18 protein-coding genes and 1 tRNA gene are annotated in these 19606 nt (G+C 68.6%); 13 read left to right on the top strand and 6 right to left on the bottom strand.

The annotated features are described in order from the left end of the window. Positions 1 to 6 precede the first annotated feature (6 nt). The 4 genes from IPM43_08005 to IPM43_07990 all read left to right on the top strand — a co-directional run bounded on the left by IPM43_08005 (position 7) and on the right by IPM43_07990 (position 4518). A complete protein-coding gene (locus IPM43_08005; protein ID QQS26265.1) occupies positions 7 to 1371 on the top strand; it encodes an alpha-L-fucosidase in 1365 nt (454 codons plus the stop codon). Between the two features lie 66 nt (positions 1372 to 1437). Then, positions 1438 to 3420 (top strand): murein L,D-transpeptidase, encoded by a 1983-nt coding sequence (locus IPM43_08000; protein ID QQS26264.1) that lies wholly within the window; start codon positions 1438 to 1440, stop codon positions 3418 to 3420. A gap of 64 nt (positions 3421 to 3484) precedes the next feature. After that, entirely contained in the window at positions 3485 to 4393 is a 909-nt protein-coding gene (locus IPM43_07995) for a cation transporter (GenBank protein ID QQS26263.1), read from the top strand. A gap of 40 nt (positions 4394 to 4433) precedes the next feature. Next, positions 4434 to 4518: transfer RNA gene (locus IPM43_07990), tRNA-Ser, on the top strand. A gap of 141 nt (positions 4519 to 4659) precedes the next feature. On the opposite strand, the gene IPM43_07985 is transcribed toward IPM43_07990, so the two are convergent. The 3 genes from IPM43_07985 to IPM43_07975 form a co-directional block, all read right to left on the bottom strand. Then, complete coding sequence (locus IPM43_07985) at positions 4660 to 5829, bottom strand: ATP-binding protein (protein QQS26262.1); 1170 nt, start codon at positions 5827 to 5829, stop codon at positions 4660 to 4662. Between the two features lie 102 nt (positions 5830 to 5931). Beyond that, a complete protein-coding gene (locus IPM43_07980; protein ID QQS26261.1) occupies positions 5932 to 7203 on the bottom strand; it encodes an ATP-binding protein in 1272 nt (423 codons plus the stop codon). A 118-nt stretch (positions 7204 to 7321) separates the two neighbouring features. After that, positions 7322 to 7831 carry a hypothetical protein gene (locus IPM43_07975; GenBank protein ID QQS26260.1) on the bottom strand — a complete coding sequence of 170 codons (510 nt, stop codon included), beginning with the start codon at positions 7829 to 7831 and terminating at the stop codon, positions 7322 to 7324. Positions 7832 to 8011: 180 nt separating this feature from the next. On the opposite strand from IPM43_07975, the gene IPM43_07970 reads away from it, so the two are divergent. The 5 genes from IPM43_07970 (at position 8012) to IPM43_07950 (ending at position 13413) form a co-directional block, all read left to right on the top strand. Next, positions 8012 to 9412 (top strand): FAD-binding oxidoreductase, encoded by a 1401-nt coding sequence (locus IPM43_07970; protein QQS26259.1) that lies wholly within the window; start codon positions 8012 to 8014, stop codon positions 9410 to 9412. A gap of 79 nt (positions 9413 to 9491) precedes the next feature. Then, positions 9492 to 10910, top strand: coding sequence for a site-specific DNA-methyltransferase (locus IPM43_07965; GenBank protein QQS26258.1), 1419 nt, complete (start codon positions 9492 to 9494; stop codon positions 10908 to 10910). Positions 10911 to 10912: 2 nt separating this feature from the next. Beyond that, the gene (locus IPM43_07960) at positions 10913 to 11914 is read left to right on the top strand and encodes a hypothetical protein (GenBank protein QQS26257.1); all 1002 of its coding nucleotides are present in this window, start codon (positions 10913 to 10915) and stop codon (positions 11912 to 11914) included. A gap of 54 nt (positions 11915 to 11968) precedes the next feature. Continuing rightward, on the top strand, positions 11969 to 12877 hold the full coding sequence (locus IPM43_07955; protein ID QQS26256.1) for a diacylglycerol kinase: 909 nt from the start codon (positions 11969 to 11971) through the stop codon (positions 12875 to 12877). Beyond that, positions 12874 to 13413, top strand: coding sequence for a DinB family protein (locus IPM43_07950; protein ID QQS26255.1), 540 nt, complete (start codon positions 12874 to 12876; stop codon positions 13411 to 13413). The genes IPM43_07955 and IPM43_07950 overlap by 4 nt, the downstream gene beginning before the upstream one ends. A 27-nt stretch (positions 13414 to 13440) precedes the next feature. Here IPM43_07950 and IPM43_07945 read toward each other — a convergent pair whose 3' ends face one another. Beyond that, positions 13441 to 14436, bottom strand: coding sequence for a magnesium transporter (locus IPM43_07945; protein ID QQS26254.1), 996 nt, complete (start codon positions 14434 to 14436; stop codon positions 13441 to 13443). Positions 14437 to 14563: 127 nt separating this feature from the next. Here IPM43_07945 and IPM43_07940 point away from each other — a divergent pair, with 127 nt between their 5' ends. The 3 genes from IPM43_07940 (at position 14564) to IPM43_07930 (ending at position 16123) form a co-directional block, all read left to right on the top strand. Further along, positions 14564 to 15154 carry a DinB family protein gene (locus tag IPM43_07940; GenBank protein ID QQS26253.1) on the top strand — a complete coding sequence of 197 codons (591 nt, stop codon included), beginning with the start codon at positions 14564 to 14566 and terminating at the stop codon, positions 15152 to 15154. An 82-nt stretch (positions 15155 to 15236) separates the two neighbouring features. Further along, positions 15237 to 15629 (top strand): SHOCT domain-containing protein, encoded by a 393-nt coding sequence (locus IPM43_07935; protein ID QQS26252.1) that lies wholly within the window; start codon positions 15237 to 15239, stop codon positions 15627 to 15629. Between the two features lie 41 nt (positions 15630 to 15670). Next, positions 15671 to 16123, top strand: a complete 453-nt coding sequence (locus tag IPM43_07930; protein QQS26251.1) for an SRPBCC family protein — start codon at positions 15671 to 15673, stop codon at positions 16121 to 16123. A 3-nt stretch (positions 16124 to 16126) separates the two neighbouring features. Here the strand turns inward: IPM43_07930 and IPM43_07925 are convergent, their stop codons facing one another. Further along, positions 16127 to 18250 (bottom strand): acyltransferase, encoded by a 2124-nt coding sequence (locus tag IPM43_07925; GenBank protein QQS26250.1) that lies wholly within the window; start codon positions 18248 to 18250, stop codon positions 16127 to 16129. 79 nt (positions 18251 to 18329) lie between these two features. Here IPM43_07925 and IPM43_07920 point away from each other — a divergent pair, with 79 nt between their 5' ends. Next, a complete protein-coding gene (locus tag IPM43_07920; GenBank protein QQS26249.1) occupies positions 18330 to 18506 on the top strand; it encodes an antitoxin in 177 nt (58 codons plus the stop codon). Positions 18507 to 18549: 43 nt separating this feature from the next. Here IPM43_07920 and pheA read toward each other — a convergent pair whose 3' ends face one another. After that, positions 18550 to 19512, bottom strand: a complete 963-nt coding sequence (gene pheA, locus IPM43_07915; GenBank protein QQS26248.1) for a prephenate dehydratase — start codon at positions 19510 to 19512, stop codon at positions 18550 to 18552. Between the last annotated feature and the right edge of the window lie 94 nt (positions 19513 to 19606).

The following is a 19606-nucleotide window of genomic DNA, read 5'->3' as shown; positions in this document are numbered from 1 at the left end:
CCGCCGATGAGGGGCGAGGGCGCGGTGGACCTGAGGGCGATGAAGGCCAGACCGGTGCCGGAGTGGTTCCCCGACGCCAAGCTCGGCATCTTCGTCACCTGGACCCCGGCCACCGTGCCGGCGTTCGCTCCGCTCACCGACGACCCGTTCGCCTTGGCGAGTGCGCACGGTTGGGAACACGCCCTCGCCAACACTCCCTACGTCGAGTGGTACCAGAACTCGCTCGCCATCGAGGGCTCACCGGTGCAGCGCCATCACGGCGAGCACTGGCCCGGCGTCACCTACGACGACTTCGTGGCCCGCTTCGTAGAGGCGACCGAGCACTGGCAGCCGGCCGATTGGGGCGAGCTCTTCCACACCTGCGGTGCCCGCTACGTCGTGTTGATCACCAAGCACCACGACGGCGTGACGCTGTGGCCGAGCCGCACACCGAACCCGTACCGAACGGGCTGGTCTACGCGGCGCGACTGCGTCAGCGAGCTCGCCGCCGAAGTTCGCGGCCGCGGTATGCGCTTCGGCGTCTACTACTCGGGGGGACTCGACTGGACGTTCGGTGGCCCACCGATCACGTCGGTCGAAGCGATGATCGCCGCCATCCCGCAGTCGGAGGAGTACTGCGCGTACGCCGACGCGCACTGGCGCGAGCTGATCGAGCTCGTGCACCCCGACATGCTCTGGAACGACATCGCCTACCCGACCGCAGCGGACGCGCCCCAGCTGTTCGCCGACTTCTACCGCGCGAACCCCGACGGCGTGGTCAACGACCGCTTCGATCTTCTCGGCGTTCACGCCGGCCTCGCCCACGCGGACTTCGTCACCCCCGAGTACTCCTCCACCGCCGAGACGCCGAAGCGGATGTTCGAGGTGTGCAGAGGGATCGGTCGCAGCTTCGGCTACAACGCGTGGGAAGACGAGGACGACTACCTCGACCCCGACGAGCTGGTGCGGATGTTCGTCGACATCGTCGCCCGCGGCGGCAACCTGTTGCTCGACGTCGGGCCGACCGCCACCGGCGAGATCCCGACCGCCCAGGTGCGTCGCCTGCAGGCCCTCGGCTGGTGGCTGGCCACCAACGGCGAGGCGATCTACGCCACCCGGCCGTGGACGCGCTCGTCGGGTACCACCACCGAAGGGCTCGACGTGCGATACACGTCCTCGGGTGAGCGCGTGTTCGCGATCCTGCTCGGCACTCCCCCGACACGCGAGGTGGAGCTCGACGTGCGACCCGCAACCGGCGCCACCGTGCGCGTGCTCGGAGACCGTGTCGACGCCGATTGGGTGCCCACCGACCGCGGCTGCCGGGTGACGCTGCCCGTGCCACTTGCCGCCGCTCCCGCCCACACGTTCGCCATCGAGCGCGTCGCCGGCTGAGGCCCGCCCGGGTCGCCGCTCGCGTGCCCTCCCCACCAGCTCTTTTCCGCGTTAGCGTTGCACCTCGTGCGGACCCCCTTCTCGCTAGCACTCGCCGGAGTCGTCCTGTTCACCGGCGGGGCGCTGACCGCTCCTGCGGCCTCCGCGGCGACGCCGGCCGCAGCACCCCCGGTAGCGGCGACCGCGACTGCGGCCCCGGCCGCGTACAACCCCCTCGCCACCTCTCGACGTCTCGTCGACACGCGCCGCACGGCCCCCCTCGGCCCCGGCGGCAGCATCACCGTGCAAGTGACCGGCGCCGCGCCGCTTGCTCCCGCCGGATCGACGGCGGCAGTTCTGAACGTCACCGTGGTCGGCCCCGCGGGTGCCGGCTTCTGGACCGTCTGGCCGCACGGCAAGACCCGTCCGGAGGCCTCGAACCTCAACATCGACGAGCTGCAGATGCTGAGCGGCGCCTCGCTCGCCGTGCCCAACCTGGTCACGGTGCCGCTCCCGACCGCGGGGGCGGTCGACGTCTACTCCTCCGCCGGTGGTCAGGTGATCGTCGACCTGCTCGGCTACTACGCCCCGGCCGCGAGCGCAGGACCGGGTCGGTTCCAGCCGCTGGCCTCGCCAAAGCGCGTCCTCGACACACGCGCCGGTGCCCTGGTAGGCGCCAACTCCAAGCGAGAGGTGCGCATCCCCGGTGCCGCCGGCGCCAGCGCCGTCGCGCTGAACGTCACCGCCGTCTCCGTCACACCCGGCTTCTGGCAGCTCTACCCCGCCGGGTCGCCGGCCCCCGAGACGTCGAACCTCAACTCGCCCCCCGGCTGGGGCGCCGTCGTCGCGAACCAGGTGATCGTGCCCGTCGACGCCGACGGCGACCTGGTGGTGTGGTCGCAATCGGGCGGCCATCTGATCATCGACCTCATCGGCACGTACACCGGGGCCACGGCGCCCGTCACCAGCGGAGGGCTGTTCGTCGCCGCGGCGACACCGACGCGCGTGCTCGACACCCGAGTGCCTTCGCTCAACCCGCTGCCCGGCGACACCCGCCCGCTTCCGGGCTGGTCGCTCGAGGTCGGTGTCGCCTCGAGCCCCGTGATCGCCGGCGCGTCGGCGTCGGCAGTGGTGCTGAACGTCACCATCAACGAAGCGCTCCTGCAGGGATACGTGGCCGTCACCACGGCCGGCGCGAATCCACCCTCGGCCACCGACCGGCCCACCTCCACGCTCAACGTCCAACGCTCCGCCCAGACCGTGGCGAACCACGCCATCGTGCCCGTGTCGAGCCGCGGTTTCGACGTGTACACCCAAGGCGGCGGTCACCTCATTGCCGACCTCGCCGGGTACTTCACCGGCGGGGCCGCCTCGGCACAGCACGGCCAGCGCACCAACGTCGACCCGACGCCGGCGGGGTGCATCGGCTACCCGAAGATGGCCGTCGGCCAGGTGGTGTTGGGGTCGAGCGCCGACGCCGTCCGTCGCGTGCAGGTACGCCTGCTCGAGCTCGGCTTCTGGCACCTCGGCGCCGACGGCGGGTATGGGCTCAGCACCACACAGGCGGTGATGGCGTTCCAGAAGTGGAAGGGCCTGCCGGCGACCACAGTCGTCGACGACGCCACCGCGGCGGCCCTGACCACCAGCCTCTGCCGGCCCCGCCCCGGGCGCACGGACGGCGACTGGTTCGAAGTGGACAAGCGCAAGCAGATCGCGTACGTCATCCGCGGCGGCCAGGCGCTGTACATCTTCAACGTCTCCACCGGCAACGGCTTGACCTACGACGAGGAAGACCAGAAGAACGCCGGGTCGCGGGTGATCGGTACGGCGGTGACGCCGAACGGCGAGTTCCGCACGTACCGCGAGCACGACGTCGCCCGGTACGAGGGCAGCCTCGGCACGCTCTACCGGCCGAAGTTCGTCGTCGGCGGGGTCGCCGTGCACGGAGCCAGCAAGGTGCCCAACTACCCCGCCTCGCACGGCTGCATCCGCGTCGCCAACCCGGTGATGGACCTCATCTGGGGAGCGAACCTGCTGCCGCTGCGTTCACGGGTCTGGATCCACGAGTAGACGAGGGGGCTCGCGGGTGGGTGCCGACCACGGTCACTCCGAGGGCCATAGCCACGCTCACGGCATGTCGCTGGCACGCGCCGGCGAGCGGCACCGCACCCGGCTGACGATCGCGTTCGCCCTCATCGCCACGTTCTTCGTGGTGGAGGCCGTCGCCGGGGTGCTCACGAACTCGCTCGCGCTCCTCTCCGACGCCGGCCACATGCTCACCGACGTCATCGGGCTCGGCATGGCGTTGGCCGCCATCCAGCTCGCCACCCGTCACGCCCTCGCGGCCCGAGAGCGTGACGACCCGAGCAGCCACACGTTCGGGCTCTACCGGCTGGAGATCCTCGCCGCCTTCGTGAACTCCTTGCTCCTGATCGGTGTCGCCGCGTACGTGCTCGTCGAGGCGGTGAGGCGCCTGGCCGACGAACCCGAGGTGCTCGGCGGGCCGATGCTGATCGTCGCCGTGCTCGGCCTGGCCGTCAACCTGGTCGCGTTCGTGTTGCTGCGCGACGGCGCGAACGAGTCGCTGAACGTCGAGGGCGCGTACCTCGAGGTGGTCGCCGACACGATCGGGTCGCTCGGCGTGATCGTCGCGGCGCTCGGGATGAAGGTGTTCGGGTGGGGATGGATCGACCCCGTGATCGGCGCGCTGATCGGGCTGTGGATCCTGCCGCGCGCGTGGCGCCTGGGCCGCCAGGCGGTGCGCATCTTGTTGCAGTCCGCTCCCCCGCACGTCGACATCGCCCGGATGCGCGATGACCTGCTCGCCATCCCCGGTGTGGCCGACGTGCACGACCTGCACGTGTGGACGCTGACGTCGGAGATGGAGTCGGTATCGGCGCACCTGGTGACGAGCGGCTCGGTCGACCACCACGGAGTGCTCGACCAGGCGCGGGTCCTGATGGCCGAGACCTACGGCATCGAGCACGGCACGTTCCAGGTGGAGCCGGACTCGCACACAGGCTGCACCGACGTCGACTGGTGACGCCGCGCCACGAGACGGCCGGCTCGCTAGCCTCGCCGCCGGAACGGTGGCAGAGCGGACAAATGCACCCGCCTTGAAAGCGGGAGGCCCGCAAGGGCCCGGGGGTTCGAATCCCTCCCGTTCCGCTGCTGAGGTAGTTCGGCACCAAGCTGGGCTGAGTCGAGAAAGGGCTCGCCCCACGGGCCGGCACTTCACGGCCGACGATCTCCGCGTGGCGGACGCCGTGGCGGTCGGCTCTACTGTTCTCGGCAATCGAGCGCGTCCACTCAACCATCGCCTGCCACGGTGGACGGGGCTGCGCCCGGGGGCAGCCCGCGTTGGGCGTCTATCGCGACGTGCTCGCGCAGGTAGTCGCGCAGGTACGGCATGGTGAAGGTGACTCGCCCATGGCCGGCTGGCTCGATCAGCTCGGCCGCGATCAATCGCAAGCGGTACTGGCTGGCGTAGTTGGCGTCGACGTCGAGCCGGGACGCGATGTCGCTCATCTTCGACGGCCCGTCGTCTTGCGCCATTGCCAGCAGGAACGTGCGGGACACGCCCGGGAGATCGGCAAGGGCCGGTTCGTGGACCAGCGCCCCCAGACGCCGGCGAGCGGCGACGATGCCTGCTTCGACATCTTCCTCGGTGATGTCGCGGTGGCGAGGCTGCCGACGCCAGATGTGGTAGCCGACGAGCTGGATCAGGAACGGATAGCCACCGGTCGCCTCGGCTGCGCGCACCGCGAGCTCGGGCGAGATCCGACGCTCGGCGCTTTCGATCGGCTCGACGATCGCGGTCGCCACGTCGGCGAACGCGACGGCGCCGAGCGAGTGTCGGTCGGCCCGGCGCAGGAACGTCAGCACGTCGTCGTTCAACAACGCGCTCACGGCCGACGGCAACCCGGCACCGACGAAAGCGATCTCGCGCTCTTCGCGCACGAGGTGTTGCAGCACCGTCGCCACTTCTCTCAGCTCGGCCACCACCTGGTGGTGCAGCTCGTCGAGCGTCAGCAGTAGCCCCGTACCGGTGCCTGCCAAGAGGTCACACGCGGCGGTGAGCTGCGTGCGCAGCGCGGGCGCAGTCGGGTGCTGTTCGGTGCGCTCCCACGTCGCGCCGCCGAGCCCCAACGGTGCGGTGACGCCGGTGATCCTGGTCGTCACACCGTCCGGGTCGATCTCGGCAAGCAGTGCCGGTAGGTGCTCGACGACGAGCCGGTTCACCAACCCGGCAGTGGCGGTCTCGGAGATCACGCGCCATCCCTGCTGGCGGGCGAGGTCCTCCACCTCGTTCAGCATCACGGTCTTGCCGGTTCCCCGCGCCCCCGTGTAGAGCGTCATGCGTCCGGGAGCGCCCGGCCCGTCCTCGAGGGCCGCGGCGAACTCGTCGAGCAGGTCCGACCGACCAGCCAAGCGTGGTGGTGAGACGCCGAACGTCGGAGTGAACGGGTTCCTCGTCACGACGGCACGTTACTCCAGCCAGGAGTTAGAGCTTGTTAGATCTGTTAGAGATCGTTAGATCGCGTGCACGAAGGCGTTGCCACGCGAAGCGGAATCCCCCGGCTACCGGAGCGCTGAGGCCCAGACTGCGCTGAGCGGTGCAGCACCGATCCGGTCATCGAGCTCGACGACCGCTTGGCCGGAGTGGAGCACCATTCCGCCGGCGAAGTTCTTCCCGAGCTCATCGCGCAGCCAGAGGAGGTGTCGAGCGTCTTCGCGGGTCGGAGCGGTGCCGGCTTTGAACTCGATCGCGAAGAGGCGGCCGCGTCCGAGGTCGACCACCAGGTCGACCTCGTGGCGACCACCCTCGACGCGCATGTGGTGCATCGCACGCCTCGGTGACGCTGCCGCGAGTTCTGCGCGGAACTGCATCACGGCGAACGCGTCGAACCAGCGGCCGCGTAGGTCGCTGTCGCGGATGATCTCGTCGTAGGTCACGTCGGCGGCTGCCGCGGCGAGCGCAGTGTCGACGAGGTACCGCTTGCCTGCCTTCGTCAGCCGCTTGAGGCGGTTCGAGGCCCACGCCGGGACGATGTCGAGGACTGCGAGGTTGGTGAGCGCTCGGTCGTAGGCGACGGCGGTCTTGGCGTTGACATCGGCGTCGCGGATCAGTGACGCCGCGGACGGTTGGCCGGCGAGGTTCAGCGCAAGCGTCGTGAGGTAGCGCCGGAGACGCACCGGATCTCGCGATGCACCGATCGACGTCACATCGCGGGTGACAAGGTCGTCGAGGTAGCTGTCGTACCACAGGCGCCGCTGTCGGGCGGTGCGCTCGGTGAAGGCGAGATCGGGGAACGAGCCGCGACTCGCAAGCCCGATGTACGCGTCGATGTCGAGCGGGGGAGGCCGCGTGGGGACAGCATCGAGCCAGCCATCTGCGAGACGTGTCACGAGGTCGTCGCCCGTGATGTCCCCGTTGACCTCGCGCTCGCTCAATGGATGCATCGGCAGACGCATGACTCGCCCTGTGCCCGCCCATGTGTCCAGCTCGGTCGTCGCGCGGATGCTCCCAGTGAGGAGGAACTGCCCAGGCGAGCGGTCACGGTCGACTGCACGTTTCACGGCGGCGAGCACCTCGGGCACCTCTTGCCATTCGTCGAGCAGGAGTGGGCGGCTCGCCCGGCGCAGTGCAGCGTCCGGATCCGCGCGGTACGTCGCGGCCACGTCGGGGATGTCGAGGCGGTCGATCTGGGCGACGAAGCGAGCAGCCGTCGTCGTCTTGCCCGTGGCCCTGGGCCCGACCAGCATCACCGCAGCGAAAGCGGAGAATGCGTCGAGGACGGCCGCATCGATCAGCCGGGGGCGATAGGCGTTGGCGTTGGGGTCGGCACTCACGATGTCACCCTACGCAATTCACGCACCGCTCAGTGCCAGATTCATGCAGATGACACTACCTTGATTCTGCTCGTTCAAATCCCATGCTCACGCGCCAGGATCTGCAAACATCCGCCGGTCAGGCGTAGGCGTGGGACTTGTACATGTCGCGTTCGCGATCTACGTCGAAGCGACGGGTCAAGCCCAGCGACTCGATCGTCGCGATCTGGTGGTCGAGGTGCTCGTTGGTCATGATCGCTGCGCGCCCGAACGACCAGACGTCGCGGAGCCAGCCCAGCACCGCGTCGAGCAGGATGCGCTCGAACCCGGCCTCCCAGGTGGAGGGACGAACCCAGAACCACACAGTGGCGTCGACCGACGACAGGTCGGTGCCGTCGTGGCTCATCACCTCGGCTGACCGGTACATGCGGTCATCGCCCGGCAGCAGGTAGATGCAGCCGAGCACCTGCGATTCCTCGGCGTTCATGACGGTGTACGTGTATCGAGTCCCGCCGCGATGCTCGTCGTCCATCTGCACCAGGTCCTCGAGGTTGTCCTCGACCGAGAAGTCCGGAGGTGGATACGGAGGGTCCTGCTCCCAGTGGTACAGGAACTCGCGGCTCGCCATCACCGCTTCATGATCGAGCACCGCGTCGGACGGTACGAGCGGCCGGACGACGAACCCGTCCCCGGTGAATCCGTCCGCTGGCTCGACCCCACGCTCCCGGAAGCTCACTCCCGGATCCTCGCATTCGGAATCGGCATCCATCTGAGCGGGTACCTTGCATGACGACTCGTCCGCTGGGGGGCACGCGTCGAAGGGGGAATCATGTCTCATCAGACCTTCATGGGAGTTGAGCTCCGGGGATTCACCGGTGTCCTGCTTCAGCCGGGCGACGACGGATACGACGATGCCCGACGTGTCTTCAACGGGATGATCGACCGCTCGCCATCGGGTATCGCCCGGTGCTCGACCGTCGACGACGTGATTGCTGTCGTGAACCACGCTCGTGAGCACGGTCATCCGCTGTCGATCTACGGCGGGGGGCATGGCATCACTGGCGCCGCGGTCGTCGACGCAGGGATGTGCCTCGACATGCGCGGTATGCGGAAGATCACCGTCGATCCCGTTGCACGAACGGCAAGGGTCGAAGGCGGTGCCACCTGGGGCGAAGTCGACGCGGCCACTCAGCAGCACGGCCTGGCCGTCACCGGCGGACGGGTGTCGAGCACCGGCGTGGCCGGCCTCACCCTCGGCAGTGGAAGTGGCTGGCTCGAACGTGCCTTCGGATACGTCTGCGACAACCTCGTCGAGGCCGAGGTGGTCACCGCCGACGGCCGTGCCGTGACGGCGTCGGACGACGAAAACCCGGATCTGTTCTGGGGGCTTCGTGGCGGAGGCGGCAACTTCGGTGTCGTCACGGCGTTCACCTTCCGTCTGCATCCCTTGGGCCCGATCGTGCTCGGCGGGATGCTGCTGTTCCCAGCAGCCGTGGCCGCCGAGCTGGTGCGCTTCTATCGCGACTTCATGGCCGCGGCGCCGGATGCCGTCGGCACCGGATTGGCCTTCATCACCGCCCCTCACGAGGAGTTTGTTCCCGAGCCGGCGCGCGGGCAACCGGTCGTCGGCGTGGTCTGCTGCTACGCCGGGTCGGTCGACGACGGCGAGCAGGCGCTGCGACCGCTGCGCGAGCTGCCGTACCTCGCCGCCGACATGGTCGCCCCGATGCCCTACGTCGCATTGCAGCAGCTGCTCGACCCACCGAACCCGAAGGGCATGCAGAACTACTGGACCGCCGACTTCTTGGCTGAGTTGCCCGACGATGCCGTCGACACGCTGGTCGAGCACGCCACGCGCCCCGTGTCGCCGATGACGCAGATCCTCCTCGTCCCGGGAGGCGGCGCTATCGCGCGCGTCGACGAGGAGGCAACCGCGTTCGGGCAGCGCTCGGCGCCGTGGAACACCCACTACCTGTCGCTCTGGGCCGACCCGGCCGACAACGACCGGAACATCAGCTACACCAGGGCGCTGGCCACGGCGATGAAGCCGTGGTCGACCGGCCGGGTGTATCTGAACTACATCGGCGACGAAGGTCCCGGCCGCGTCGAGGCCGCGTTCGGTCCGGAGAAGTTCGCGCGGCTGACGGAGCTGAAGCGCGTCTGGGACCCGACGAACCTGTTCCGGCACAACCAGAACATCCCGCCGCACAGCACCAGCACCCCTCCCTGATCGAGCAGCCGGGCTGCGCGCGTACGTTCGATCCTGTTCGACTTTTCGGCTACGCTCGGGAGTCATCGAGGAGGGGAAGTTGAGGGAACGACGAAAGACGACCACCTCCAACTTCGGCGTGAGCGCCCGGGAGGCCCACGACTCGACGCCGTTCTACGAGCGGTTTCGTGAGCCAGAGCTCTCCGACGACGAAGACGTCCCGCCGCCGTTGCCGGTTGACGAGCCCTTCGTTCACGGCGATGCGCGACACATGGATCGCATCGCCGACGGATCGGTAGCGCTCGTCGTCACGTCGCCGCCCTACTTCGCCGGCAAGCAGTACGAGGAGGAGCTCGAGCGAGAGGGCATACCCGCTTCCTACCTCGAGTACCTCGAGATGCTGACCGACGTCTTCGCCGAGTGCGTGCGCAAGCTCGAGCCCGGAGGCCGTATCGCCGTGAATGTGGCCAACCTCGGCCGCAGGCCATATCGAAGCCTGTCGGCCGACGTGATCCGCATCCTCGAACACGACCTCGGTCTGCTGCTTCGCGGGGAGCTCATCTGGCAAAAGGGTGAGGGCGCCAGCGGTTCGTGCGCCTGGGGCTCCTTCCGCAGCGCGGCCAATCCGGTGCTGCGCGACATCAGCGAGCGCGTCATCGTGGCCAGCAAGGGGCGATTCGACCGTGCTCGCTCCGTGAAGCAGCGCGCCGCAGAAGGCCTGCCCCACGAGAGCACGCTGATGACCGAGGACTTCATGGCCATGACCTTGGACATCTGGTCGATCCCCCCTGAGAGTGCGCGCCGGGTCGGCCACCCCGCACCGTTCCCCGTGGAGTTGCCCGAGCAGCTCATCCGCCTCTACACGTTCAAGGACGATCTCGTGCTCGACCCGTTCATGGGAAGTGGGTCGGCACTCGTCGCGGCCGCCCGTCTCGGACGGCGCTACGTCGGCTACGACCTCGATGTCACCTACGTCGAGATCGCTCGCCGCCGCGTTCAGGAAGCACTGGAACCGAGCGATGACGTCGAGGACTTCCAGAGTCGAGCGACGCAGGAAGGCCAGGCCGCGCAGAAGCTCGCCGAGCGGCTCATCGAAGAGGCCGGGTTCACGATCGCGGAGCGCAATCGACGCATCCGCAAGACCGGCGTCACCGTGAACTTCGTTGCCACCGACGCTGACGGGGCAACCTGGTTCTTCGACGTGCCGGGCGCGTTCACGAGTCACCGCGGTGGCCTGCTGCGCACCGACACCGTGTGGAAGTCGCTCGGACGTGCGTATGCGCTGAAGGGCGTTCGCGGCGAGGTGCCGCTGGTCTTCTTGACCAGTCACCTTCCGAAACGGCCGAGTGAGGGCGACACCGCCCTTCGCGCGGCCGGGCCCGACGCGTTCTTCGATGCGATCGAGATGCTCTCGCCGGACAGCCTCGAACGGCTCGAGCGCTACGCGAAGGGTGGGTTCACGAACAGCCCGCAACCGGGGTTCTGGACCGCTCAAGACCTCGTCCGAAGAAACCCATAGGGATGCCGGTCGGACTCACCGAGATCACCGAGATCGCCACCGCGCTCGGAATGCTGTCACCGAGTCTCGACAGCGCGATGGCACATCGGCCATTCCAACTCATCAACGTGTCTGACGACGTCTGGGAGCAGCTTCGCGAGCTGCACAAGAGCGCCGAGCACGCCGCTTCGTTTCGCACGGCCTTCGACAACGGGCGAGCGTTCTTGACCGCCGCGGACGGTCTCCGTGGTCGGCCGCCCCTCCGGGTCGAATGGAAGGGGCCCCACCGCCCGCCTGGCGACGACGTGATCCCGGCTGACCTCCGCGTCGACCACGTCTTCCTGATCAGCTGCAAGTACCTGTCCAAGGTGCTCTTGAACCCCGGCCCACCGCGCTTGTTCGACCGACTGCTCGTCGGTGAGGAGCGGTCGACGGTGAACTGGTTCGCCGAGACTGCGCCCGACGAGTTCCAAGCTCTGTATACGGCGGCGAGCTCCCACACGGCACTGCCGGGTCTGCCCTCGTCCGTCGGCGACCTGAGGCGCGAGCAGCAGCGTGCGCTCAAGACAGCGCTGAACTCTCGAGCCTGGCCGCAGCCCTTGCAGCTGCCCTGGGCCAACCTCTGCAGCGCGGTGGCGCTGGAGTCGGCACGGCGATGGCAGTCGGCGATGTCGGGCTCACGTGACAACTTGCGTCTCCTCTGGCGGATGCTGCGCGTCACCACCGCCACCTACTTCGTGCTCGGCACCGACAAGACGGCTCACCTCCGGCTGCGGATCGACTCGGCGTGGGACTGGATCCAGAGCTACGAGCTGCGCGCCTTCGAGGTGGCCGCGCGCCACGCCGGCCAGCCGGAGGTCGCGTGGCAGGCGACGGTCAGGCGTCGGTCCGATGGCCATGACCTGGCGGTGACGGGCCACGTCGAGATTCGTTGGAGCCACGGTCGCTTTCTCGGCTTCCCCGAGTCCAAGGTGTATCTCGATACTCGTCACAACGACGTGCCCGGCTACAACCTGCTGATCTAGCTCGAGGTGGAGCGTGTTCAGGTGTCGTTGGCGCTCGTCGGTAGGGTCGCTGCGATGAAGGTGGCCGTCATCGCACACCCCGGCAAGGTCGGAGATCGCGCTGGCGCGAAGTCGATGGTCGGCGACCTGGCGAAGGCTCATGGCCACGGCGCTCCACGCTGGATGGAGACGAGCGCCGAAGACCCGGGACCCGGCCAGGCACGAGAGGCCCTCGCGGACGGCGCCGATCTCGTGTTGGTGTGGGGTGGTGACGGCACGATGATCGGCGTGGCCGGCGCGCTGGCGGGCTCCGGAGTGCCGCTCGGCATCATCCCCGGAGGCACGGGGAACCTGCTGGCCCGCAATCTCGGCATCCCGCTCGACGCGCGTGGGGCCGTCGGTGTTGCGCTGTCCGGGCGCAACCAGACGATCGACATGCTCGAAGTCGACCTCGGCAGCGGTGAGCGCCGGCTGAGTGCCGTGATGTGCGGCGCCGGGTGGGACGCCGAGATGATGGCGGCGCCGGAGGCCCGCAAGCGTCGGCTGGGGTGGGGCGCCTACGCCATCGAAGGTGTGCGCAGCATGGCGTCGAAGCCGATGAAGCTGTGCATCTCCGTCGACGGCGGCCCCGAGCAGCGCCTGTCCGGCCGGACGGTGCTTGTGGCCAACGTGGGCATGCTCGTGGCCGGGCTGGTGCTGGTGCCCGATGCCCAGCCCGACGACGGTCTGCTCGACGTGCTTGTGATCGACCCGTCGTCGCCGATCGACTGGCTGCGGACCACCGCGGGGATCATCACGCGCACCGGCGCAGATACCGACCCCTCGCGGGTTCGGTTCCGCGGCCGCACGGTGCAGATCTCTACCGGCCACGTCCGCAAGCGCCAGATCGACGGCGACCTCGTTGCGCCGGGGGCCCGCCTCGACGTGCGAGTTCGACCCGCGGCGCTCGTCGTACGCATCCCCGGCAAAGGAGGCACAGAATGACCGAAGTGGACGAACATGGGCGTCCGGAGCCGCCGCCGGCCGGCGACGAGATCGAGACGATCGTCGGGTTCTTGGAGTACCAGCGGGCGACGCTCGCGTGGAAGTGCTCGGGTCTGGACGGCGCGGGGCTCAGCTCGACCGTCGGCGTGTCGTCGATGACGCTCGGTGGGTTGTTGAAGCACATGGCGTGGGTGGAGGACTACTGGTTCTCACGGCGGTTGCTCGGCAGAGACCCCGCTGCGCCGTGGGACACAGTCGACTGGAGCTCGGATCCGGATTGGGAGTGGCACTCCGCCGCGACCGACCCGCCCGAGCACCTACTCGCCCTCTGGGAGGCGAACGTCGCCAGTTCGCGCGCGGCCACCGCCGAGGCGCTCGCGGACGGGGGCGTCGAACGGCTCGCGGCCAAGCCGTGGCCGAACGGAGAGTCGCCGAGCCTGCGCTGGATCCTCGTGCACATGATCGAGGAGTACGCCCGCCACAACGGACACGCCGATCTACTCCGCGAGGCCGTCGACGGGTCCACCGGGGAGTAGCGGCCAGGGTGGGCGCCGCGGACCCGATCAGAGCGCCAGCTCGGACATGATCACGAAGTAGATGAGGATCGAAGCGAGGTCCTGGACGACCGTGGCGAGCGGCCCGGCGCCGAACGCAGGGTCGAGCCCGAAGTGGTCGAGCAGCGCGGGCAGCGCCATGGCGACGACGGTTGCCACCGAACATGCCGCGAGCAGCGCGAGGCCGACGGCGACGATGACGTTCGGTTCACCCCAGATGAGGAGCGCGACCGGCACGAACACGGCCGCCATGACGAGCCCCGTCAACACGCCGGTGATCACCTCTCTCCCGAGGATGCGCTTCACCGGGATGCCGACCGAGAGCCCTCTGATGACGACCGTCTCGGTCTGCGTGCCGACGGCGTCTGCCAGGTAGACGACGGCAGGGACGAACATCGCGAGCAGCACCGTGTCGGCGAGCTGGTCTTCGTACGCGCCGACGATCGAGGCCGCGACCATGGCCCCGGCCAGGCCGACCAGCAACCACGGTAAGCGGTGCCACAGGCGCCATCGGACTGCCTCCTCGGTGGCCGACCTCACCTCTGCCGCCCGGTGCAGCACGCCACTCATGCGGGACAGGTCCTCCTCGTGCTCCTCCACCAGCACGGCGAGGATGCGATCCGGGGGTATCAGCCCGACGAAGCGCCCCAGCTCGTCGACGACCGCCAGACTCGACTCCCCGTGCTGCACCATCTGCCACGCGGCGATCTCCTGATCGACGTCATGGCTGACGACCGGCGGTGACGGATCCATCAAACCCGACAGCAGCTCACCCTCGGCGGCGGCGAGCAGACTCTCGATCGAGACCAGGCCGAGCAGGCGCTCGCCGTCCAGGATGGCGACGTCGGCCGCGCTTTCGAAGCTCTGCTCGCAGAGACGCCGGCGCACATCGCCCGCCGTGTCGTTCGCAGCAGCCATCGGAATCCGGCGCGTGACGTGCTCGAGTGCTGTGTCGAGGAAGGGGCGGGGGACCTCAGGTGGCGCTGGCAATCGATCTGGTCCCATGCGGTCGGTTGTCGCGCCCGCAGCTGGTCTCTGCCAGGGGCCAAGGTCCGCCGCCCGATCGGCGCCGGGGTTCTCGGCGTAGCCGCTTCCGGCATCGCTGCCCCTGGGGCGGTGACAGGATGAGCGCATGCCCGCCGCGGACCCTAAGGCTGAGCTTCATCGCTACCTACGGGTGGGTCGTGAGGCGTTGCTGTGGAAGCTCGACGGGCTCTCCGAGTACGACGTACGCCGCCCGCTCGTACCGACAGGCACCAACCTGCTCGGGCTCGTCAAGCACGTGGCCAGCGTGGAGCTCGGCTACTTCGGCGAGACGTTCGGTCGGCCCTCTGGCATTGCGATGCCGTGGTTCGCTCCAGACGCAGAGCCCAACGCCGACATGTGGGCCACCGCGGACGAGTCCCGCGACCAGATCGTCGGTCTGTACCGCGATGCCGCCGCACACTCCGACGCCACGATCGCCGCTTTCGGGCTGGACGCCATCGGCCACGTGCCGTGGTGGCCGGCCGGCAGTGACGAGGTGACGCTGCACACCGTCCTCGTCCACGTCGTCGCCGAGACCCACCGGCACGCGGGCCGCGCCGACATCGTGCGCGAGCTGATCGACGGATCCGCCGGGCTGCGGGCCGACAACGACAACATGGCACCCGGCGACGCGCCGTGGTGGGAGGCCTATCGACAGAGGCTGGAACGCTCCGCCGAAATCGCCGGGCGCGGCTGAAGCGCAGCTCGTTCAACCCAGTTGAACATATAGTGACGTCGGGCGGCGTCCCGTCGCGCCATGTTTCGAAAGGGTCAAACAAATGTTGTCAACTGAATGGGGCGTCGGTCAGATGCTCTGGACGATGCTCTACTTCTTCCTGCTCTTCATGTGGATCATGCTGCTGATCCGCGTGGTTTCCGACATCTTCCGCTCGAAGATGTCCGGTCTGGCCAAGGTGCTGTGGCTGTTGTTCGTGATCGTGCTGCCGTTCCTCGGCGTGTTCGCGTACATCATCGTGCGCGGCCGGGCGATGGCCGAAAACGACATGCAGGCCGCTCAGGCCCAGGAGCAGGCATTCCGCTCCTACGTGCAGTCGGCAGCAGGCACATCGGCCAGCCCGGCCGACGAGCTGGCCCGCCTTGCCGACCTGCGTGACCGTGGCGTCATCGACGCCAACGAGTTCGCCGCGCTGAAGGCGAAGGTGGTCAGCTGAGCCTCGGCTCCAAAGAGTTGCCACGCCGCACCCTCGAGTGGATGGCCACGGCCCCGGTCGTGATCACCGCCACTCGGGAGGTGCCGGCTGGCGCCGATGCGGTGTTCGCCGTGGTCGCCGACCACGAGCACTGGCCGGAGTGGTTCCCGAGGGTGCAGCGCGTGCAGCTGACCGGTCAGGCCACCGGAGTCGGCGGGCAGCGGCGGGTGAGCGTCGGTGGCGTAACCCTCGACGAGGTGTTCATCGGGTGGGAGCCCGACCGCCTCTTCGCCTTCACGGTCACGGACACGTCCCGGCGGCTGGTGAAGTCGATGGCCGAGTCGGTGCGGATCGAACCCCTCGGTGACGACCGCTGCCGGGTCACCTACACCCAGGCGATCGAGCCGACGGGGTGGACCCGGCCGCTGATCGCGATCGCCCGGCCGCAGGTCCGCAAGGCACTCGCCGGCGCGCTCGACAACCTCGCCGAACGCGCCCAAAGCGCCACACGCTGACCGTCAGCGCGTCGCCAGCCTGCCTGCAGCGACGTCGTCCACCTGGGCGATCATCCACGCCGCGACATCCTCACGGCTGCCGTCGAGGTGGGCGCCGTCGGGGCGGAAGTCCTCGTCGAGAGGACCGTCCGGCCAGCTGTTCGCGAACTCGTCGAACGGCACGAGCACGACACGCGGGTCGTTCGCGGCCAGATCTTCGAGCAGCACGTTCATCCTTTCGATGCTCTCCGGGCGGTTGATGAACCAGCCGTCGCCGTCGTCGAAGTCGCCGGTCTCGCGTTCGACCACGTGGAAGGGCACCTGCACGAACCATCCGACGCGCGCGCCCGTGCCGGCGACGATGTCGACGAACGCCCGCTGGTGCTCGGCGATGAACGCGTCGTGGAGGGGGTCTCCGAGCGAGCGCCACACACCGTCTCCGAGGTCGTGCTGCTGTAGGTCGAGTCCCATCGAGACGACGAGGACGACGTCGGGCCGGTAGGCCTGCACCGCTGAATTCAGGTCGGCGAGCCAGTTCGGGCAAACGTCAGTCTCGATCTTGCCCATGTTCCACACCCGGCTCGCGCCCGACGTAGTGCCGCAGTTCGTACCCGACCAGAACTTGAACTGCCACGGCAGCGCTTCGGGGTGCTTGTCGAGCCAGATCGACGACGTGAAGCCATTCGAGTCGCCGACCAACAGCACGCGTTGCACGTCGATCGGGAGCGAGTCGGCTCCGGGTGGGGCGGCAGTGGGGGCGACGGCCGGAGCGGTGGTGGGGGCGACGCTCGCCCCCGGAGAGGTGCTGGCGCTCGGTTCCGGCGCCGCAGTGGTTGGCGATGCCGGCACGGTGACGTCGTCGAGGAAGTCATCCTGGGACTGCTCGATCGCCTCGGTGTCGACGAACGGCCGGTTACGACCGGCCCCCGGGGCGAGCACGCCCGCGACGGCGACCGCAGAGGCGATCACCAAGCCCGCATACAACCGTGGCGTCGTCCTCCACCGCCTCGAGCGCTGCACCGCGTCTTCGACGAGCAGGAACATCGCCACCCCGGCCGCCACCGCGACGAAGAGCTTCAGCAGAGCTTCTTTCCAGCCGACCGGCCCCGGCCGATCGAGGAGGAGGTAGATCGGCCAGTGCAGTAGGTAGACGCTGTAGCTCATCCGGCCCAGCTCGGACACCGGCCGCCACGAGAGAACGTGGCGGGGCGCACTTCGCCGACGGGTGGTGACGAACGTCGTGATCAGCACCACCGAGCAGACGGCGTTCACAAATACGAGAAGCGGGAAGAGGTGGCCGGAGTAGAACCCGACCCGCCACCAGAGCACGAGTTGCACCAGCCAGACGGCGGTGACGACGGCGGTGCCGGCGCGCGAGCCGAGGCGATCGGCGAGGCCGGCTCGGCGCTCGGGTGAGCTCAGCCAGATCGCGAGGAGCACGCCGGAGAGGAACTCGGCCGCGCGCACGTCGGTCCCGTAGTACACCCGGCTGCGGTTCGCGTCGTAGACCGCTCCGAGGCAGAAGCTGACGACAGTCGCCGCGCCGAGCACCCAGGTGGCAACGGTGAGCCGCCGCCGCCCGATCCAGATCAGTCCCAGCAGCAGCGCCGGGAGCACGATGTAGAACTGCTCTTCGATCGCGAGCGACCAGAAGTGCTGCACGGGCGAGCCGGCATTGAAGATCGTGTCGTAGCCCTGCTTCTTCGCGACGAGCGCCCAGTTGTGCCAGTACGTGAGGCTCGAGACGATGTCGATCGTCGGCAACGGGCGACCGGTGATCCACCACACGGTCGAGATCAGGGCGATCGACACCGTCGCCGCCGGCAACAACCGCCGGATGCGCCGCGCGTAGAAGCGGCCGAAGCGCACGGTTCCATCGCGCTCGATGCCGCGCAGTAGGCCCGTGGCGATCAGGTAACCCGAGAGGGTGAAGAACATCGACACGGCGAGCACCCCGGCGAGCGAGGGCCACCAACCCGACAGGATGCCGAGGTGCCCGACGAGCACGAACACGGTGCCGAGCCCGCGCAGACCGTCGAGTGGTCGATTCCGGGTGTCCGCTCCGGTGGGGTTCGGGGCGACGACATGATCCGCGCCCGGCCGGACGGCGGGGCTCGACGACACATCGACATCGACCCGCGCGCTCAACACCGACCTCCTCGGCTACACATGGTAAGCCGCTCCTGCCAGACTGGTGATGGCACCCCAAGGAAAAGGACGGGTCAGCATGGGTCTAATGGACAAGATCAAGGGAATGTTCAAAGGCAAGGGCGCTCAGGTCAACCAGGGAATCGACAAGGCGGCCGACGCCGTCCAGTCGAAGACTCCCGACTCGGTGGACAAGCACGTCGAGACGGCCGCGGAGAAGGCGAAGGACATCGTCGACAAGATCGACGGACCCTGAACTCGGCCACGCTCGACCGAAGTGTCGAGCGGTCTAGACCGATCTAAGGACGGATGGACTCGCGCAGCGCGCGGACCCAGTCGTCGGCCATGCGCCACCGCACGTCGGCTGTTTCGCGTGCGGTGTGCGCCTGGTCACCCGCGGCGGGATACGAGCCGAGGAACTTCACCCCACCCTGCTTGGTGTGCAGATCGCGCAACGCGTCCGCAACGAGCTCGTCGGCGATGTGGCCCTCGGCGTAGATCACGAAGCAGTAGTCGCCGAGGCCGCCGGCTTTGGTCGGCCGGCTGAGCAGGTTCGACAGGTTCACCCGCCGGGCGGCGAACTCCTGCAGGATCGAGATCAGGCTGCCTGGTTCGTCCGCGCTCTGATAGACGACGAGGGCGGTCCGGTCGTGCCCCGTCGGCGGCGGGATCGTGTCCCGGCCGACCAGCACGAACCGTGTCTGGTTGCCCGTGTGATCGGCGATGTCGGCGGCAATCACCTCGAGCCCGTAGACACGCGCCGCGGCGCGTGGCGCGATCGCGGCCGCTCCGGGGTCGGCTTCCGCAGCCACGATGCGCGCCGCCTCGGCGGTGGAGTTGGCCGCTCGCAACTCGGTCCCGGGAAGCTCACGGCGCAGGTAGTGGTGGCACTGCGCAGAGGCGACGGGGATCGACCACACCGTCTTCACGTCGGCCAGCTTCGAACCCGGGTGCGCCAGCAGGCAGTGCTCGATGTCGAGCACGACCTCACGCTGGATCAGCAACTCGTGGTCGAAGGCGAGGGCGTCTTGGGTGAAGTTGACCGTCCCTTCGATCGAGTTCTCGATCGGCACGAAGCCCAGGTCCAGGTCCCCGGCCTCGACCGCGTCGAGCACGTCGGGAACCGTCGGAAACGGCACCAGCTCGCTGGTGGCGAGGTCCTCCTGGCTGTGGAGCGCCTGTTCGGTGAACGTGCCGAACGGGCCGAGGAAGCCCACCCGCAAGGGCGCGGGATCGGCTGGGGCATCGTCGGTGGAGCTCACGGGCGGTAAGGCTAGGTCTCGCGCTCGCCCATGCGTCCCTGCCACGCGGCTGACAGCATGGGGGGCGTGGAGAGAGAAAGCCTGCGTGAGCTGC

It is taken from the genome of Actinomycetota bacterium (assembly GCA_016700055.1).
GTDB lineage: Bacteria > Actinomycetota > Acidimicrobiia > Acidimicrobiales > Ilumatobacteraceae > Kalu-18.
Note: the sequence above shows the minus strand (reverse complement) of the source record. Positions and strands in the feature narration are given on the sequence as shown.

Bases quoted from the DNA above. Each gene is read 5' to 3' on its own strand.
- IPM43_08005 (QQS26265.1), top strand. From the start codon at position 7: ATGAGGGGCGAGGGCGCGGTGGACCTGAGGGCGATGAAGGCCAGACCG.
- IPM43_07995 (QQS26263.1), top strand. From the start codon at position 3,485: ATGTCGCTGGCACGCGCCGGCGAGCGGCACCGCACCCGGCTGACGATC.
- IPM43_07970 (QQS26259.1), top strand. From the start codon at position 8,012: ATGTCTCATCAGACCTTCATGGGAGTTGAGCTCCGGGGATTCACCGGT.
- IPM43_07960 (QQS26257.1), top strand. From the start codon at position 10,913: ATGCCGGTCGGACTCACCGAGATCACCGAGATCGCCACCGCGCTCGGA.
- IPM43_07955 (QQS26256.1), top strand. From the start codon at position 11,969: ATGAAGGTGGCCGTCATCGCACACCCCGGCAAGGTCGGAGATCGCGCT.
- IPM43_07950 (QQS26255.1), top strand. From the start codon at position 12,874: ATGACCGAAGTGGACGAACATGGGCGTCCGGAGCCGCCGCCGGCCGGC.
- IPM43_07945 (QQS26254.1), bottom strand. From the start codon at position 14,436: ATGGGACCAGATCGATTGCCAGCGCCACCTGAGGTCCCCCGCCCCTTC.
- IPM43_07940 (QQS26253.1), top strand. From the start codon at position 14,564: ATGCCCGCCGCGGACCCTAAGGCTGAGCTTCATCGCTACCTACGGGTG.
- IPM43_07935 (QQS26252.1), top strand. From the start codon at position 15,237: ATGTTGTCAACTGAATGGGGCGTCGGTCAGATGCTCTGGACGATGCTC.
- IPM43_07930 (QQS26251.1), top strand. From the start codon at position 15,671: ATGGCCACGGCCCCGGTCGTGATCACCGCCACTCGGGAGGTGCCGGCT.
- IPM43_07920 (QQS26249.1), top strand. From the start codon at position 18,330: ATGGGTCTAATGGACAAGATCAAGGGAATGTTCAAAGGCAAGGGCGCT.